19 protein-coding genes are annotated in these 16,992 nt (G+C 47.7%); 6 read left to right on the forward strand and 13 right to left on the reverse strand.

The features are described 5' to 3' along the window. From BUA12_RS11200 to BUA12_RS13110, 7 genes are all read right to left on the reverse strand, one after another. Positions 1-503 (reverse strand): dihydrodipicolinate synthase family protein (locus tag BUA12_RS11200; protein ID WP_143146137.1); only part of this gene is annotated, 503 nt, incomplete at its 3' end. A gap of 23 nt (positions 504-526) precedes the next feature. Further along, entirely contained in the window at positions 527-1,846 is a 1,320-nt protein-coding gene (locus BUA12_RS11205) for a TRAP transporter large permease (protein WP_072710709.1), read from the reverse strand. Continuing rightward, entirely contained in the window at positions 1,830-2,342 is a 513-nt protein-coding gene (locus tag BUA12_RS11210) for a TRAP transporter small permease subunit (protein WP_072710710.1), read from the reverse strand. Before BUA12_RS11210 ends, BUA12_RS11205 begins: the two co-directional genes overlap by 17 nt. Before the next feature lie 13 nt (positions 2,343-2,355). Further along, positions 2,356-3,432, reverse strand: a complete 1,077-nt coding sequence (gene dctP / locus BUA12_RS11215) for a TRAP transporter substrate-binding protein DctP (RefSeq protein ID WP_072710711.1) — start codon at positions 3,430-3,432, stop codon at positions 2,356-2,358. 295 nt (positions 3,433-3,727) lie between these two features. Further along, positions 3,728-4,033 (reverse strand): aconitase X swivel domain-containing protein, encoded by a 306-nt coding sequence (locus tag BUA12_RS11220; protein WP_072710712.1) that lies wholly within the window; start codon positions 4,031-4,033, stop codon positions 3,728-3,730. A gap of 324 nt (positions 4,034-4,357) precedes the next feature. Then, positions 4,358-4,600, reverse strand: coding sequence for a hypothetical protein (locus BUA12_RS11225; RefSeq protein ID WP_072710713.1), 243 nt, complete (start codon positions 4,598-4,600; stop codon positions 4,358-4,360). A 42-nt stretch (positions 4,601-4,642) separates the two neighbouring features. Continuing rightward, the gene (locus tag BUA12_RS13110) at positions 4,643-4,798 is read right to left on the reverse strand and encodes a hypothetical protein (protein ID WP_178138266.1); all 156 of its coding nucleotides are present in this window, start codon (positions 4,796-4,798) and stop codon (positions 4,643-4,645) included. A 303-nt stretch (positions 4,799-5,101) separates the two neighbouring features. Between BUA12_RS13110 and BUA12_RS11230 the strand changes: the two genes are divergently transcribed. The 6 genes from BUA12_RS11230 (at position 5,102) to BUA12_RS11255 (ending at position 11,537) form a co-directional block, all read left to right on the forward strand. Further along, on the forward strand, positions 5,102-6,592 hold the full coding sequence (locus BUA12_RS11230; protein WP_072710714.1) for a phytoene desaturase family protein: 1,491 nt from the start codon (positions 5,102-5,104) through the stop codon (positions 6,590-6,592). Positions 6,593-6,671: 79 nt separating this feature from the next. Beyond that, positions 6,672-7,145 carry a glycosyl-4,4'-diaponeurosporenoate acyltransferase CrtO family protein gene (locus BUA12_RS11235; protein ID WP_072710715.1) on the forward strand — a complete coding sequence of 158 codons (474 nt, stop codon included), beginning with the start codon at positions 6,672-6,674 and terminating at the stop codon, positions 7,143-7,145. A 57-nt stretch (positions 7,146-7,202) separates the two neighbouring features. Further along, complete coding sequence (locus BUA12_RS11240; protein WP_072710716.1) at positions 7,203-8,702, forward strand: phytoene desaturase family protein; 1,500 nt, start codon at positions 7,203-7,205, stop codon at positions 8,700-8,702. 20 nt (positions 8,703-8,722) lie between these two features. Next, positions 8,723-9,829 carry a glycosyltransferase family 2 protein gene (locus BUA12_RS11245; protein WP_084670168.1) on the forward strand — a complete coding sequence of 369 codons (1,107 nt, stop codon included), beginning with the start codon at positions 8,723-8,725 and terminating at the stop codon, positions 9,827-9,829. A gap of 79 nt (positions 9,830-9,908) precedes the next feature. After that, positions 9,909-10,805 carry an alpha/beta hydrolase gene (locus BUA12_RS11250; protein WP_072710717.1) on the forward strand — a complete coding sequence of 299 codons (897 nt, stop codon included), beginning with the start codon at positions 9,909-9,911 and terminating at the stop codon, positions 10,803-10,805. Positions 10,806-10,850: 45 nt separating this feature from the next. Continuing rightward, positions 10,851-11,537, forward strand: coding sequence for a DUF1028 domain-containing protein (locus BUA12_RS11255; RefSeq protein WP_072710718.1), 687 nt, complete (start codon positions 10,851-10,853; stop codon positions 11,535-11,537). A 70-nt stretch (positions 11,538-11,607) separates the two neighbouring features. Here BUA12_RS11255 and BUA12_RS11260 read toward each other — a convergent pair whose 3' ends face one another. Genes BUA12_RS11260 through BUA12_RS11285 form a run of 6 tightly spaced genes read right to left on the reverse strand, consistent with a single transcriptional unit; the run spans position 11,608 to position 16,836 of the window. Next, entirely contained in the window at positions 11,608-12,384 is a 777-nt protein-coding gene (locus BUA12_RS11260) for a 2-keto-4-pentenoate hydratase (protein WP_072710719.1), read from the reverse strand. A gap of 11 nt (positions 12,385-12,395) precedes the next feature. Next, entirely contained in the window at positions 12,396-13,223 is an 828-nt protein-coding gene (locus BUA12_RS11265) for an FAD synthetase family protein (RefSeq protein ID WP_072710720.1), read from the reverse strand. Between the two features lie 37 nt (positions 13,224-13,260). Beyond that, positions 13,261-13,743, reverse strand: coding sequence for a flavin reductase family protein (locus BUA12_RS11270; RefSeq protein WP_072710721.1), 483 nt, complete (start codon positions 13,741-13,743; stop codon positions 13,261-13,263). A gap of 16 nt (positions 13,744-13,759) precedes the next feature. Continuing rightward, complete coding sequence (locus BUA12_RS11275) at positions 13,760-14,764, reverse strand: VOC family protein (RefSeq protein WP_072710722.1); 1,005 nt, start codon at positions 14,762-14,764, stop codon at positions 13,760-13,762. 26 nt (positions 14,765-14,790) lie between these two features. Then, a complete protein-coding gene (locus BUA12_RS11280; protein ID WP_072710723.1) occupies positions 14,791-15,957 on the reverse strand; it encodes an acyl-CoA dehydrogenase family protein in 1,167 nt (388 codons plus the stop codon). A gap of 18 nt (positions 15,958-15,975) precedes the next feature. Beyond that, positions 15,976-16,836 (reverse strand): alpha/beta fold hydrolase, encoded by an 861-nt coding sequence (locus tag BUA12_RS11285; protein WP_072710724.1) that lies wholly within the window; start codon positions 16,834-16,836, stop codon positions 15,976-15,978. Positions 16,837-16,992: the final 156 nt, after the last annotated feature.

Consider the following 16,992-nt stretch of genomic DNA (forward strand, 5'->3'; position numbering starts at 1 on the left):
GTCGATTCCTTGATGTACTGGACGTTGTCCAGCTCCTGATCGATTTTGTAGATCGTCTCATTTTCAAGGTCCACGTTTGCCGTGAAGGGATTGTTGTACATCATGATGGGCTTCGTCACGACATCATTGACATCCTTGAACTGGTGGAACGCTTCCTCTTCCGTCGGCGTCATGTAGAATGAGTTGATCAGCAGGTGACCGTCCGCGTTCGTCTGCTCAACGAATTTCGCATACTCGATCACTTTATCCGTCCGCTCATCCGCGATGCCGACCAGCAGTTTCGTATCACTGTCCTTGATCTGGTCACTGACCTGCGTGATGATTTTCTCCTTCTCCACATCATCCAGGGACGCAAACTCCCCCGTCGAGCCGACGATGATGATGCCCGCCACTTTCGCCTCCAGGAAATACTGGACATTCTCCTTCAATCCTTCATAATTCACGCTGTAGTCCTCGTTCATTGGTGTGATCAATACTGGAAATACTCCCTCAAATTTGTTCATTAAAATCTACTCCTTTTTTTAATTTATCTACTCATTATATTTGGTAACCATGTGATTAACACTGGTAATAAGATAATCAAAATAACAGCTATTAATTGGATGATTATAAATGGGACTGTTGCTTTGTATATCTTACTGATGCTGACTTTGTCACCAACCGCACTCTTCAGATAAAATATTGCAAACCCGAAAGGCGGAGTTAAAAATGCCATTTGTAACACTACCATAAATAAGATTGCCCACCATAGAGGATCAAATCCTGCTTCAATTATAATAGGACTTATGATTGGGGCGGCCAGCATAATCAGTGCCATGGTTTCTAAGAACATACCTAGAATAAGGATAAAAATCAAAGCAAAGATTAATACTCCCCACTCGCCACCTGGAGCATTGGCTGCCAGTTCAGAGACCATTTGGTTACCGCCAATACCTGAAAATACAGCACTGAATATTGCTGCTCCAATTAATATCCACGCCACCATTCCAGTCATTTTACCCGACTCTTTAACAGCCTCTTTTGCCTTTAACCAACTTAACCTCTTAGTTGCGACAGCTATTAGAATAGTACCTATAACTCCGACGGCTGCCCCCTCTGTCGGAGTTGCTACTCCAGCAAATATCGACCCTAAGACTAAAATTATTAAAAGTAAAGGTAGTATAACCGCTCTTAAAGCAATAAACTTTTCCTTCAATGAGACACGTTCTTCTTTTAATAATGCAGGAGCATTTTTGGGATTTTTATACGCCATAAACAATATGTATAGTATAAAAAGTGTGATTAGAAGCAAGCCCGCACTTAATCCTCCAGCAAATAAACTTGAAACTGAAACCCCAGTTATGGCTCCGTAGACAACCATATTTAAACTAGGGGGTATAAGTTGACCCAAAGTCCCTCCAGCCATTACTGTTCCCAAGCTTAAATTCTCGTTATATTTGTATCTCATCATATGAGGCAAGGCAATCAACCCTAAGCCTATAACTCCTGCTGCTACTACACCTGATATGGCACCAATTATAGCTCCAACTATAATGACAGTTATAGCAAGACCTCCTCTTAAGGGCCCTGACCACTTATAAATAGCATCAAACAAATCTGAAATTATATTCGATTTCTCTAACAATATTGACATGAATATAAAGAGTGGAATGGCTATCAATGTATAATTGTTCATTATGTTCCAAGCGCCACTCGTTAATAAAGCTGTACTATCATATCCCCAGAGAAGTAAAGCAAACAAAGCGCCTGTTCCGGCAAGTGAGAATGCGATTGGTACACCTAGGAACAACAGTATGAGCAATAGAACAAACATCCACAAAGGGGCATAATCAAATATCAGTTCCATTCTCGTCCCCCTTTTTTGTTATGACTTTTAAAAGTTCTACTAATGATTGCAATAATAAAAGGAAAGCACCAATAGGTATGAACCATTTAAACCACCAAATTATTGGATTAAACGAAGTTTGATGAGCTGAACGTTCTTGAATCATCGTTGACTCTAGAGATAAATCAATACCTTTGAGAAAAAGTAGTAAAGCCACACCAATTATTATTAAGCAAGTAAAAATATTCAGTGTTTTTGCGGCAGTACCTTTGATAGAGCTTTGTATTATATCAACTGATATATGCCCTTTAGTTCTTAAAGTATCCGCACCAATGAGCAGAATCATTATCCCGAACAGGAAGATTGTTACTTCAAAGCCCCATTCCGGATAACTGCCAAAAAACCTCCTCATTATAATAGTGTAGAATACCACGATAGTCAGAGGAATGATTAGATAATAAGCAATTTTCCCAGAGTACTCGGATATTAGTTCAATGCCTTTTATTAATTTTCCCATTCATTATCCTCCTTCATTCTGAGTATCCAAGTATTTTTGCTTCTTCCTCATACCCTAATTCCTGTAAAACTTTTGCATACTCATCAATATACTCCTTACTTAGATCACTTTCTTCTCTCTGGTTCATTAAATATTCAAACCCTATCTCTCGCATCTCTTCAATATCTTCTTCAGGTAATTCAATGAATTCTATATCTGGATTATTTTTCCATTCAGTCTCTGCTTTCTGACTTTCCACTCCATATGCAATTGCAGATTCGTACCTCACTTTATCTCTTGCCACATATACAGCCGCCTTCAGTTCTTCAGGAAGCTGCTCCCATGCATTTTCATTAACGATTAATTCTTTATCAGTACTCGGACCTACATGAATCGCTGGCTCTATTACATATCTTGTTACTTCATCTAAACCCATTTCTCCATTAACGAGAAAGTCATTAAATTCTGCTGCATCTACGGTTCCTAACTGCAATCCTGTATATATTTCAGGAGCAGAAAGCGATATTGCAGAGGCTCCTAATTCTCCATAAAAGCTCGAGGCCACTCCTGCTGCACGAATATTTTTACCTTTAAAATCTTCTATACCTTCAATGGGCACCCTCGACATAAGCATCTCTTCGGGTGCGTAATCAAACGCTCCAAGGTTCGTAATACCAAATTGTTCGTATGCTTTCGTAGTGATGGGTTCCAATCTATCTGATCTGTAGAAGTGCTCTTCAAAACCATTGATAGGGTCACCTGGTATCGTCCCCCCGGCTAAATTAAAAACTGGATCTTTGCCCGTCCAGAATCCTGTATAAATCGCAGCCATTTCAACTACACCATTTTGAACCATTTCAAATGTATCATTATTCGGAAATAATGTATTTGCACCGTAGGGCTCTATAATCAACTGTCCGTTTGTTATCTCCTCGACAGATTCCACAAATGGTTCAATAGTCCCATCATACCGTGAGGTTCCTTCTATTTGATGAGTGACCAACCTCCACTCATGAACTTTCTTCTCGCCTTCAGGTACGGTTTTGATAGGTGCACACGCGCTCATCAACACGATCAAAATTAAAGACAAACTTAATAAAATTCTTTTCAATTTCTCATCCCCCTTTAGAATCCGCTTACATAATTGAATTTTCTGTTAAAACAATAATATTTCACTCACAGTAAAAAGTCAATGTTTATTTTGCTGTGAGTGAAATTATTTTTTGTAGATTTATGTATGAAGAATAATTAGACATTTAAGGATAAATAAGAAGACCGACCATTCGGCCGGTCTTTCCATCAGTCCCACTTCTCTATCAGACCCTTCAGTTTTTCCACTTCCTCATCCTTGAGGTCCAGTCCTGGCTTTCTCGCGGGCTTCCATTCAGGACAGAAGATTATTATGTTTATCGACTTAAAGTGATAATTTCATCTGGTTGCCGAAGGATGATACCATTGGGAGCATTCCCCGATAATATTGCTTCTAGTAATACAACGCTGCCCGTGCAGGACCCTCTTCCTTCTGGTAAAATAAAGATTTTCCCAGCTACTTCAATACCATTTAACGGATGATATTGATCAATCACTTTCCCATTGGATGGATCGAGCCCACCCCAGAAGCTTAATGGAACTCGTGTACTAACAACTTGGCCTTCTCCATTCCCTTTGACAACTGCCGTACCATTGATGGTTTCATCTATTAATTGTTTCAAGTATAGTCCCTCCTTCATATAGAGTGCATTTTGCACTGATAAGGTTCTCAAGGTGGAAAAAGTTTGTTCTTGATTGTTTGGAAGAAGAAATCTTTCAAGTTATCCTAGCAAGAATGCACCTTGCAACAGATCTATTAGGGTGGCTACAAATTGATGGAAATCTATTATAAATACCTTCCCAACATTTCATTAATAACTACTTGAATATTCCCGATTTATCATTGGAGTTTCTCCCTTTTAATTTACTATATATCATACTTTCACTCATAAATAATCATTCTTCTTTTGGCTTCTTTAATATACTTTACACTAATCAACGCTCCATCATTCGACTCCCACTAGACTTTTAAATATTTCACAAACCTCCTTTATCTGTGTATCGATGAAGTCGTATTCCGGTGTATGGACAGGCGGGTGATTTTCTCCGTTCCCCATATAGAAGTATGTGGCCAGGACTTCCTTTGCATAATGTCCATAGTCTTCTGACCCTCTCAACGCGGCTGCCAGTTCATGAACAATGAACCCTTTCTCCTTCGCCGCCAGCCTCACATCATCTGTCACCCCCATCGATGCACACTGTACATTTCCATCCATCACATTTACAGAACGCTATCTCATGACGCTCATATTGTGAAAACCATATATTTTGTCTATTTTTTCTTTTCTATCAGCGACAGGCACTGTTTTGCACCGTCCCTGGAATCTTCGACCCCACGGCAGTTCAATGTATTCATCCATCGGCAACTCATAGTTCTTTTCTTCCATGCCATAGGCACTCCTTCCGTTGATTTCGATTTCAATATATATGCAAAATCTACAAAGACACAATCACAATGGCATACTCGCCTTTTGCTGTGAACCGTTGGATGTATCATACCTCTAAATATTCATCATTGTATTTTTTTGGTATAATATCAGTATGATAAATATCTAAATCTTTGAACACTTTCTAAATTGGAATACTTTATACGAGCATCATTATGAAGATTCATGAACTGAGCGTATGCATCAATAACACAAAAACCGCAATGTATAACAGCTATTTGCTGATTCAAGGAGATGTGTCGAATGCCACAAAAAAGCGCACTGATCATCGGCGGCGGACTCGGAGGGTTATCCGCCGCCATTTCCCTCGCTCAAAAGGGATATGATGTATCGTTATATGAAAAGAACACCCACCTCGGCGGGAAGCTGAACCGCCTGGAGCAGGATGGTTTCGGTTTTGACCTCGGCCCATCCATCCTGACGATGCCGCAAGTGTTTGAAAAGCTCTTTACCGGAAGCGGGAAGAAGATGGAGGATTATGTTCCGACCGTCAAACTGGATCATCAATGGCGTTCCTTCTTCCCCGATGGCAATGTCATCGACCTGTATGAAGACATCGATGATATGCAGGAAAAGAATCCGTCACTGAACAAAAAGGACATCAAGCAGTATGAAAGACTGCTCGCCTACTCCAAGAGGATATATGATACGACAGAAAACAGCTACTTCAAAGGTGTCGATGATGAAAAGGACATCCTTAAATATCAGGGTGTGTTCAGCACCTTGAGGGGCTTTGATCTGTTTTCAACTGTACACCAGGCGATCGATAAGCGGATCAGCAACAAGCAGTTCAAGGATATGCTGTCCTACTTCATCAAATATGTCGGCTCCTCCCCATACGATGCGCCGGCTGTATTGAATATGATGATATACATGCAGCATGATCAGGGCGTCTGGTATGTACCGGGCGGCATGGACAATCTGGCCAAGGGGCTCGTACAGCTTGCTGAAGAAATCGGCGTGAAGTTTCATACGGGGAAACACATCCGTGAACTCCGGAATGCGGAAGGCAGGATCACCGGTGCTGTTCTGGATGATGGTACACAACTCGATGCAGACTATTACGTCTCCAATATGGAGGTCATTCCGACATATGAACAGCTGATCGGCGGAAATGAAGGATATGTCCGGAAAATCAAAAAGAAATTCGAGCCTGCGAGCTCCGGTTTGGTCATGCACCTCGGGGTGAAGAAGATTTACCCCCAGCTTGCCCATCATAATTTCTTCTTTGCAGAAGATATGAAGAAGCAGATGGATAAGATCTTCCATAAGCATGAACTGCCGGATGATCCGGTCATCTACCTTGTGAATCCCAATAAGACGGACCCGGACCAGGCGCCGCCGGGACATGAGAATCTGAAGGTGCTCCCCCACATCCCACATATACAGGACGAACCGTTCACTGCTGAAGACTATGAGCGGTTTGCAGAGCTGACGCTGATCAAGCTTGAAAAGATGGGCCTGACAGATCTGCGGGAGAATATCGTAACAAAGGATGTATGGACACCGGAGGACATCCAGCAGGTGTACGGCTCCGACCGGGGCGCCATCTACGGCACCCTCTCCGACCGCAAGAAGAACAAGGGGTTCAAGCATCCAAAGCAGAGCGCGCACTATGACAACCTCTACTTCGTCGGCGGCACGGTGAACCCCGGAGGCGGGATGCCGATGGTGACCTTGAGCGGCCAGCATGTCAGCGACCAGATCGCCGAAAGGGATTCGGAGGGTGATTGATCCCTCCTTTTTGATGAAATTTTAAAATGATTCCGCAGAAGAATGCTGCGAGTTTTGAAGAAAGGCAGGAGACCCCGCCATGCAAGTAATCTCATTACCCCTGTTCTGGACCATCGTCGTAGATATACTCGCCTGGTTCTTCTTCCACATGGCCATTTCAATCATGTGTTTGAAGCTCCCGCCGGCAGCCTTCCGGAACAACGCTTTCTGGTCCCGCATCTATTCATGGGAAAAATATGGCGGACTTTGGCATCAGCTGTTCCGGGTGAAGTCATGGAAAAGCAGATTGGTCGACGGGGCCACGCTGTTCAGAAAAGGGTATCAGAAGAAATCACTCCATGGCATGAACAGAGGAGACCTTCGGACATTTGCCATGGAGACGAAGCGGGCTGAGCTGACACACTGGCTGTCGATCGTGCCGGCCCCGCTGTTCTTCCTCTGGAACCCGCCGTTGGTGGGCTGGCTGATGATCGTCTATGCGGTCGGCTTCAACATGCCCTTCATCATCACCCAGCGATATAACCGCGGACGCATCAAAAAGATGCTGTCCTGACCCGGCAGTTTAACATTATTCCAGGATTTTCATCTTTAAAGGGAAAGAGGTGTATGCATGACAAAAAAAGTGATCATCATCGGTGCAGGTGTGGCGGGGCTCGCAAGTGCCATCAGACTGCAGCATGCCGGCTATCAGGTGGAGATCCATGAAAAGGACGCCACTCCGGGTGGCAAGATGAACCGGCTTGAAAAAGATGGCTACCAGTTCGACCTGGGGCCGAGCATCGTGATGATGCCGGAATTGTACCGTGAAATATTCGAGCTTTGCGGCCGTGACCCCGACGACTACATCCCGATGGAAAAGCTGGATCCCATGTACCGCGTGTACTTCAGTGACACACCGGGTGCACCCATCGACATCTCCTCCGACCTGACCGAGCTGACCAGGACGATCGAATCCATCAGTCCGGGGGACACCGAGGGTTTCCTGCACTATCTGCATGATATATATAAAGGGTTCATCTTCGCACAGGACAATATTCTCAAACGTCCCTTCCACAGAAGAAGGGACTTCTACAATCTTTCGATGATCAGAAAAACACCGAAAGTGAAATTGGTGGGGACAGCCGACAATTTCATCGGGAGGTACATCAACAGCGAACGCCTGAAGCAGATCATGGGTTTCCAGACACTGTACATCGGCGTCTCCCCCTTCAACGGGCCGTCCTTCTATTCCATGATCCCGATGATTCAATTTCTGTACGGGATATGGTTCATCAAAGGCGGGATGTATACCATGGCAACGGCCATGGAGCGGCTTTTCAAGGAGCTTGGCGGCCAAATCCACTATGGAAGCAGCGTGCAGGAAATCTCCATCGATGACCGGAAAGCGACCGGCATCAAGGTTGATGATAAGAAAATCGATGCCGATTTTATAGTCTGCAACGCCGATTTTCCATATGCGATGAAAAACCTGGTGAAAAGTCCTCTGGCCAAAGGGAAATTCACCGATGAGAAAATTGATGGCATGAAATATTCGTGCTCCGCCTTCCTCCTCTACCTGGGGATGGATCGGAAATATGAAGACGTCGAAAATGTCCATAACTTCATCTTCAATGAATCACTCGAGAAGAACATGCAGGACATCTTTGAAGGAAAAAGATTGGAACACGGGGCTTTCTATGTCTATATCGCCTCTAAACTCGATCCAACGCTCGCGCCGGAAGGAAAGGACGGACTGTATATCCTGATGCCCGTATCCGACCTCGGCACGGCTGATTATGAGTGGAATGATGAAACGGTGCAGTACTACCGTACATACATTTTGGAGACTTTGAAGAAAATACGCGGATTTGAAAACATCGGGCAGGAGATCGTTACAGAAGCTCACTTCACACCGCTTGATTTCGAGTCGAGATTCAATTCATATAACGGTGCCGCCTTCGGTCTGCAGCCCACCCTTTCCCAAAGCATCCACAGGCGGCCGCAGAGCAAGTCACCGAGCTGCGTCAACTTATATTTTACCGGCAGCAGCACACACCCGGGCGCAGGTGTCCCGATTGTACTGCTGTCAGCCGGCATCGCTGCCGGGGAACTCATCAATGACGACGAATGAATTAAGAGGGGGAGAAAGTTATGATGATCAATATTATACTGGGTCTTCTGGCAATTGGTGTTGGAATGATGATGTTCCGGTCCCTGCCCCGCCCTGTCAACCGGGATGAAGATGCCGGGTATCCTTTTGTATCCATCATCATCCCTGCGAGAAATGAAGCGGAAAGGATCTCTTCCCTGCTGAAATCCTTACAGGAGCAGGACTTCAGATCATTTGAAGTCCTGGTCGTCGATGATCATTCCACCGATTCCACCGTTTCTGTGGCGTCGGCTTTTGATGCTACAGTGCTGCATAATGACTCCAAGGCGGCCGGGGCAGGAAAATCTTCAGCCTGCTGGCATGGTGTGCAGCATTCTAAAGGAGAATGGCTGTTGTTTTTGGATGCCGATACGCGCTTTTCCACCCCTGACAGTCTTCGGAATCTGTTGGCGCTGTACCGCCGGAAAGGGGCAAAAGGCATATTATCCCTGCAGCCCTTTCACCGCATCGAGGATATGTATGAGAACCTGTCGGCCATCTTCAACGTGATTGTGGTCGTGGGGATGAATGTATTCACCGTCTGGGGAAAGCGGTTTGAACCTGCAGGCTCGTTCGGTCCCTGCATCTTGTCCAACAGGGCGGATTACCTTTCCACAGCCGGACATAAAGGAATCCAGGAAGCCATCATGGACGACCTGGCATTGGGTCAGGCGTATCTTGACCGGGATCTGCCTGTGCATTGCATGGGCGGCAAAGGCGTCATCTCCTTCCGCATGTATCCGGAAGGCTTCAAAAGCCTTGTGGAGGGCTGGTGCAAAAGCTTTGCGCTCGGTTCAAAGGCGACCCACCCTATAGTCATGCTGATGACCATCATCTGGATCTCCGGCAGTTTCATCAGCACCGGGGCATTTATTTCTTCACTTATCGCCATGGATCTTGTGCTCATTGTGCTCACCGGAGTGGTATATCTCCTTTATGCCTTGCAGACGATGATTTTTGCCCGAAGGTGCGGGGATTTCAAAAGGTTCATTTTCATATTCCACCCCATCCTGTTCTCTTTTTTTGCAGGCGTGTTCGTCTACTCCATCTTCCGGGTATATATACTGCGTACAGTGAACTGGAAAGGACGGAAGATCAATGTTAAATAAATCGTCTTCCTCTTCCTTCCAGCCGATGTCCACGAAATTTTACATATGAATTTAAAAAATAAAGCGAGGTCAGCCAGTCATGCCCAAAGTCATCATTGCAAAATTACTGAGGCTCTTTCCAAACAAGGCAGCTAAAAATCCGTTGGTTGATCACCAGCCAGTAAAAAACAAAAAGGATCTCACCGTCGATACATCCGCCGGCCCCACCGCCATATCACTATATTATCCAATGGAGACAGAGCATAAAAAGCCTCCCGTCTACATCAATTTCCACGGCGGTGCCTTCATAATGAATGATATGAAGATGGATGACCCGTATTGCCGGTATCTCGCCAATGAGACGGGGTGCGTGGTCCTCAACATCGATTATGTGAAAGCGCCGGAATACCCTTTTCCTGAAGCAATCGAACAAAGCTATGACGTGTACCGATGGATGAAGGCACATGCGGAGGAATTGGACATAGACCCCGAAAAAGTGATGGTCGGCGGTCAAAGTTCAGGCGGCAACATTGCCGCTGCATTCTGCCTCCATCTTGAGGAAAAGTCGGAAAAGCAGCCACTCCTGCAGGCATTGTCCTACCCGATGCTGGATTTCATCACCTCGTATGCAAAGAAACCCGAGCCCAATAAGCTGCGCGCGAAATTCCCGCAGGTGGCACACTTTTTGAATGCGTGCTATGTACCCAAAAGGGAGATGGCCTGGAACCCCCTCGCCTCCCCGGTACGTGCTGATGTGAACGACCGATTGGCCCCTGCCCTCATCCTCATCGCCGAGCACGATGCATTCAGGCCGGAGGCACAAACTTATGCCGATAAATTAAGAGCAGCAGGCGTCAGCGTGCAGGATGTCCTTTTCACAGGCTGTTCCCACGCGTTCACACATCTCGGTCCGAAAGAAAAAGCACAGGCCGCCTGGGATTTGATCGCACGTAAAATCAGGGAAGCTGCCGGAACCGAAGCAGTTGAAAAAAGATGATGCAGAACACAAACCATTCCATAAAAATAGGGGGATATGATCAATATGGTTAAACTCAATACATTTTCAATCACAGCGCGCTGCGCAAAAACCGGACAGCTCGGCATCGCAGTATCCACCAAACTGCCGGGTGTGGGCATGCTGTGCCCTTTCGTGAAAGCAGGTGTCGGGGCGGTCGCCACGCAGTCCTTCGTCAATCCTTACATCGGCATCCGCGGACTGGAGTACCTTTCCTCGGGCATGTCCGCGCAGGAAGCGAAGGAGAAGATAATGGCAGAAGAGATCAACCTGGAGCACAGGCAGTTCGCGATCGTCGATAATGATGGCGGCACCGCAGCGTTTTCGGGCAATGAGTGTGACGGCTACTATAATCACTTCGAAGGTGACGGTTTTGTCGTGGCAGGCAACATGCTCGTCAATGAAGAGACGCTCACGGATATGAAAGCGGCATTTGAAAACCACACCGGGCTGGATTTGTCGGAGCGGCTGCTGCGGGCGCTGGAGGCCGGCCAGGCGGCAGGCGGGGATAAGCGCGGTAAGCAGTCGGCGGCACTGAAGGTTTTCGACACGGAAGAATATCCCTTCGTCGATCTGCGCGTCGATGAACACGAGGACCCTGTATCAGAACTTGCACGTGTGTATGACGTGGCCAAGGCGGAACTCCTCCCCTTCATGCCGATGATGCCGACGAAGGACAACCCGGGCGGCAGCTTTAACCCGGATGAATATTAGATGCATTGAACAGGAAGAAGGGATGCCCGCTTGCATCCCTTCTTCCTGTTCCATTCGATTGTGCCAAACCTCATGAGAAAGTGACTTCCACTTCGCCCAGGTGATCAAAAGTGGCTTTGAATGTATCACCGCTTCTGACTGCTTCCGCCTTGGTCAACGCTCCGGCGAGTATGATTTCCCCGGCTTTAAGTGAAATGCCGTATTCATGCAGTGCCTCCGCCAGCCAGACGACGGCTTTCAACGGATTCCCGAGCACGGCGGCACCCTCACCCTCGCTGATCTTTTCACCGTTTTTGAAGACTTCCATCTTCACAGACGGGAGGTCGATGTTCTTCAGAGGTACATGTCCCCCGCCCAGTACTGCGCCGGCTGATGAGCCGTTGTCGGCTACGGTATCCTCGAACTTGATCCTCCAGTCCCGGATGCGGCTGTCGATGATTTCAGCCGCCGGCAATGCGTAGTCGATGGTATCCGCCACATTCTCCAGAGTGACCTTGGCACCATCGATGTCCTCCTTCAACACGAAGGCGATTTCGAATTCCACCTTCGGTGCGATGAAGCGGCCTGTATCGATTGCTGTGTCTTCGCTGAAGACCATGTCATCCAGAATATGGCCGTAGTCCGGACGGTCGACGCCGAGCATCTCCTGCATGGCCCTGCTCGTCAGTCCGATCTTCTTGCCGACGATTGCCGTGCCATCCGCAAGCCTTTTTTCAACATATTGGAGCTGGGCCCGATAGGCTTCCTCCACCGTGATGTCCGGATGGCTTCCGGTGATGGGCGGAATGGGCTTCACACCCTTTTCCGCTTCATAAATTTCCTCTCCAAGCAACCTGGTGATTGCCATTTAAAAACCTCCTATTGTGCGATCAGTTGATAGTCGGAGTATGTTGCGACCCTGCTATCCCATGTGATGGCAATTTCATTCCGATCGATTTCATCCATCAGGCAGCGCCTGGTGAAGGAAATCTTCTGAGCACGGTTGTCCACGTGGATCTGGGAATGGTGGCGCCTTCGGCCTGTATCGATGATGACATCATAGACGCCGTCCTGAGGCAGCATATAATACGGCTTCAGGGACAGATACCCCCGTGAAATTTCAGCGCACGTCCGGTATTTCCTCCCCATAAGCTGCTCCACCTCGGAGAGCCGGCCATTCAGTATGGCACTCCTGATGCGGGTCGAACTGATCTTCTCCCCCTGATAGGCCACTTTTTCGACCCGCGATGCAGTGATGCACCCGCCGGAGTCGGATGCTATAGTGTCGATCGTACCTTCCCCCCTGTAGCCATAGGAGAAGTCATACCCTGCCACGGCATGGATGGTGCCCATGCGTTCCAAATAAGCTTCAATGTATTCTTCCTTCAGCAGGGAGGCGAATGCCTTCGTGAACTTCACGATATAGAAACGGTCTGCACCGAAAGCTTCGAGTGCACGTGCCTTCTCCTCAAGCGGCATGAGATAGTCCATATTGATCCTGCCATCCGACAGGACCGTTTTCGGGTGCGGGAAGAAACTCATCACGTCGAATGCTGCATCTTCTTCCGCCGCAATCCGCCTTGCTGTGTGCAGGACTTTCTGATGGCCTTTATGCACACCGTCGAAGAATCCGAGGGCGATGACATTCCGTCTCGTCCTGCTCTGCCATTCTTCAAGATTTGATTCGTCCAGATGAATGATCTCCATCCACGGCCACCTCCCTTCTGAAATAGTCGAATACTTTTTATTTGCTCAAGACTTCCTCGAGCGCTTCCAGCCTGCGGTATTTGCCACAGTTGAAAATCAGCGGATCGCCCTCTTCCAAAACCAGCTCATTCACTTTGCCGATGAAGAGCACATGGTCCCCTTCGACATGTTCGTTATACACTTCGCAGGACAGCTGGCATAATGCATTTTTCACCACCGGCGTCTCCCCGAGCTGATCGAATTCAAATTTATCCTCGAATTGCTTCTGTCCGGCGAACCGCATGGATTCCTCCTGCTGCTCGCAGGACAGCACATTGACAGAGAACTTGCCGCTCTGACGGATGCGCTCCAGCATATTCGCCTTGTCCCCGATCGAGATCACGATCAATTTCGGGTCGAGGGAGACGGACATGAACGCATTCGCGGTCATGCCGTGCACTTCCCCGTCGACTTCCGTCGCAATCACGTTGACTCCCGTTGCAAACTTGCCCATCGCATTCCTGAACTGACGATCATCCATAATGCTTCATCCCCTTCTAAACTTTTTTAGCGCTCTTCAACGGCTCGCCCGCTGAAATGGTCGTTAAATCCTCAGGCCTCATGCCCGACTGCTCACCCCAGAATGTAAAACCGACCGCCATTTCTTCGGCTTTCCATTCAATCGGCTCCCAATCCGGTTCAAAGATCAGATATCCATTCGAGAAGAGTTCCAGACGGACGCCGCTGCCCGGGTCCACCACGTATATATACATCGCCTGCGATATCCCATGTTTGCCCGGGCCGACGAACGGTATGCCATGGTCTGCAAGAATGTCCGCTGCACGCAGGATGTCCTGTGCATTATCGGACCAGTAGGACAGGTGGTGGATTTCATGCGCCGATTCTATATCCGGCCGTCCCATCACCGCAATATCGTGGACGAGGTTCGTGACACTCATCCATGCCGCCCCGACTTTATCATCGGGCGTCTTCAAGTATTCACGCAGCTTGAAGCCAAGCTTCTCCTGCAGGAACTCGATGATCGCTGTCGGATCCGTGTTCGTCCCGATGTTGACATGGTCGATGCGGCGTGGTGAAATCCCCTTGCGCCATGCCTTGTATGGCTGGTTCTTCAGTACTGACCTACGTTTCGGATCGGCCACCGCAGGTTTTTCCATATCGAAGTAGATTTCGAAGTTATGTCCGGAAGGCAGCTGGAAACGGATGGCATCCCCCTGCCCCGTCTCAGTGCCGGCCTTCACTTCCTCCACTTCCACACCCGCTTCGCGGAGGAGGACCATGAAATTCCCTATGTCTTCCCGTCTTTTCGCTTTCCATGCGATATGGTCCACTCGTGCTTCAGGGCCTTCCTTGATCGATAGTGTATGATGGTCGAAATCGCCCCATGCCCGCAGGTAGTGCACACCGTCTTCGACGGTCGTCTTCTCCAGGCCCACGACTTCCTCGAAAAACCATAATGATTTCTCCAGGTCCGTCGTTTCAAGAGCCACATGTCCCAGTTTCGCGATTTCCGGTAACAGTTCATATCTCACATTTTCCATAGTTTTATCCCCTTTGTTTTCTTTTTTTATCCCATCGCCATGGATTCGACGCCGAATAACGCTTTGCCGTAGTTGTCGATGCCATCTTCATAAAGTGACGTGACATGGGTGCTGATCGCCATCAGATCCCTCAGGATCATTTCGAGCGGCTGCCCCTTCGCCAGGGCACTCGCCCCAAGCGTCGCCACTGCGCGATTCGCAATCTCCAGGCAGCTTTGGATGATGTGCACGCGGATGCCGTTGTATTCCCCTGGATTATACTGCCCTTCGTCACTCTCCAGCATCTCGATGTATTCTTTCATCAAGCCTTTCGCGGCTTTCAGCTTCAAAGTCATTTCCGCAGCAACGCGCTGACTCTTCGGCGACTCCCCTTCGTTCGTACCGTCAAAACGTCTGCGCTTCTTGGTCCGTGCAATGAATTCTTCTATTGCCCGTTCAGCCGCCCCGATGCTCATCGCCGGGAAGCCGACGTAGAATGCCGGGAAGAACGATACATTGTAGTACAGATAATCCTCATCGATTTCCACCTTGTAGGGCTTGCGGTTCATGATCATCTCATTGAATGAAATGACCATGTCATCCGGTACGAAGAGGTCTTCTGCTGCCACGCTGTTGCTGCCCGACCCCCGCAGTCCGAGCGAATCCCAGTTTTCGATCACTTCGAGATCCGAGACGCGCATGCATAGTCCGATGCGGTCAGGCGCCTCAACACCTTCCTTGAAATAAGTCGCGCCCACGGATATCCATTCGGAATGATTGATACCGCTTACAAAATTCCATTTGCCATTGAGTATGAAGCCACCTTCAACTTTTTCGACTTTACCCATCGGTGCAAAAATGTCTGCAAGCAATCCGCCGTCCTCATAGATCTCATCCATCCGCTTCTTCGGCAGGAAAGCCACCCATGAGTTGTGCAGTGCATAGAAGTATGTCAGCCAGGCGGCGGACAGGTTATGATAACCGACCGTCCTGACGATATCTGCAAAAGTGTTGAAATCGATTTGTGGAAATCCATACTCTTTCGGAATGATGAGGCGGTTCAGGCCACCTTCCACGATGGCCTCCGCGACATTTTCTGAAACGGTCGCATTGTCATCGGCTTCGACCGCTTCCTGTTCGGCAATGATGCCGACCCTCTTGGCACTTTCCATCAATTCGTTGTAGAGTTTTTCATCTGAAATTTTCGCTTTCATAGTCCCACCCCTTACATTCTAATTTGAAAGCACTTTCATTTCATCGGTTAAAAATTGGTCGACCAGTTCCAGGAAACGTTCGGCTTTCTCGATCTGCGCCCAGTGTCCGCACTCCTTCAAAATGACGAGTTCCGCATTCGGAATATGCTTCAGCAGGTCAAGACTGCCCTCCACCGGTACGAACTGATCTTCATAACCATGGATCATCAGCGTCTTCTGCTTGATGCGTCTCAATGCACTTGGCGGAATCAGCAATTCCATCGGGTTGTCCGGGAATAATGTCGGATACAGTTCCTCCATGCCCGAACGCATGAGATTCTCATATCGTGTCTGGATGATGCTCTCAAGGTCATCACCGAGTACAGTCTCATCGTATACGAACCATTTGATCAGGTTGCGCAGTGATTCGATCGTAGGATCATTGAAGAATCCCTTCATTCTTATGATTTCAGGTGTCGGACCCGGGGTCTTGCCGCCGCCGCTGCCCATGAGCACCAATTTGTCGAATTTGGTTTCGTCGTACATGATCGCATGCATCGAAATGACGCCGCCCATCGAGTTGCCCACAAGATGAGCCTTTTCAATATTATGATGTTCCATGATTCCGAGAACCTGTTTGACACGCAATGTCGTCCACTGCCAAAATGTCAAATCCGTATTTTCCGGTATTTCAGTGTTTCCGAAACCAACGAAATCCGGTGCAAAGACTTCGTACTTTTCCCCCATGACTTCAAGCACCTTTTTCCAGTTTGAAAGTCCGTTCGCCCCCGGTCCTGAGCCGTGCAGGAAGAACACTGCCTCATCCTGTCCTTCGCCGCCGTGGGCATATACCGTGTTGAATCCTTCTGTCTGTAAATTCTTAACTTCAAAAGTTGCCAATTTTTGTATCCCCCTTTGTTATTCTGCTACACTCTCATAGTAACGGATAGGATTTTTAAATATAATATCGATTTTTATCGTAATTTATCGAATTCTCAGTATAATTTATTGAAAATTCAAACACCGCTCTTTATTATGGGCTATATAACACTTTTA

It is taken from the genome of Lacicoccus alkaliphilus DSM 16010 (assembly GCF_900142805.1).
GTDB classification, from domain to species: Bacteria; Bacillota; Bacilli; order Staphylococcales; family Salinicoccaceae; genus Lacicoccus; species Lacicoccus alkaliphilus.

Excerpts from the sequence above, each read along its gene's own strand:
- BUA12_RS13110 (WP_178138266.1), bottom strand. The coding sequence starts at position 4,798 with ATGGAAGAAAAGAACTATGAGTTGCCGATGGATGAATACATTGAACTG.
- BUA12_RS11205 (WP_072710709.1), bottom strand. The coding sequence starts at position 1,846 with ATGGAACTGATATTTGATTATGCCCCTTTGTGGATGTTTGTTCTATTG.
- BUA12_RS11255 (WP_072710718.1), top strand. The coding sequence starts at position 10,851 with ATGGTTAAACTCAATACATTTTCAATCACAGCGCGCTGCGCAAAAACC.
- BUA12_RS11240 (WP_072710716.1), top strand. The coding sequence starts at position 7,203 with ATGACAAAAAAAGTGATCATCATCGGTGCAGGTGTGGCGGGGCTCGCA.
- BUA12_RS11265 (WP_072710720.1), bottom strand. The coding sequence starts at position 13,223 with ATGGAGATCATTCATCTGGACGAATCAAATCTTGAAGAATGGCAGAGC.
- BUA12_RS11210 (WP_072710710.1), bottom strand. The coding sequence starts at position 2,342 with ATGGGAAAATTAATAAAAGGCATTGAACTAATATCCGAGTACTCTGGG.
- BUA12_RS11225 (WP_072710713.1), bottom strand. The coding sequence starts at position 4,600 with ATGGGGGTGACAGATGATGTGAGGCTGGCGGCGAAGGAGAAAGGGTTC.
- BUA12_RS11280 (WP_072710723.1), bottom strand. The coding sequence starts at position 15,957 with ATGAAAGCGAAAATTTCAGATGAAAAACTCTACAACGAATTGATGGAA.
- BUA12_RS11230 (WP_072710714.1), top strand. The coding sequence starts at position 5,102 with ATGCCACAAAAAAGCGCACTGATCATCGGCGGCGGACTCGGAGGGTTA.
- BUA12_RS11250 (WP_072710717.1), top strand. The coding sequence starts at position 9,909 with ATGCCCAAAGTCATCATTGCAAAATTACTGAGGCTCTTTCCAAACAAG.
- BUA12_RS11245 (WP_084670168.1), top strand. The coding sequence starts at position 8,723 with ATGATGATCAATATTATACTGGGTCTTCTGGCAATTGGTGTTGGAATG.
- BUA12_RS11235 (WP_072710715.1), top strand. The coding sequence starts at position 6,672 with ATGCAAGTAATCTCATTACCCCTGTTCTGGACCATCGTCGTAGATATA.
- BUA12_RS11275 (WP_072710722.1), bottom strand. The coding sequence starts at position 14,764 with ATGGAAAATGTGAGATATGAACTGTTACCGGAAATCGCGAAACTGGGA.
- BUA12_RS11270 (WP_072710721.1), bottom strand. The coding sequence starts at position 13,743 with ATGGATGATCGTCAGTTCAGGAATGCGATGGGCAAGTTTGCAACGGGA.
- BUA12_RS11260 (WP_072710719.1), bottom strand. The coding sequence starts at position 12,384 with ATGGCAATCACCAGGTTGCTTGGAGAGGAAATTTATGAAGCGGAAAAG.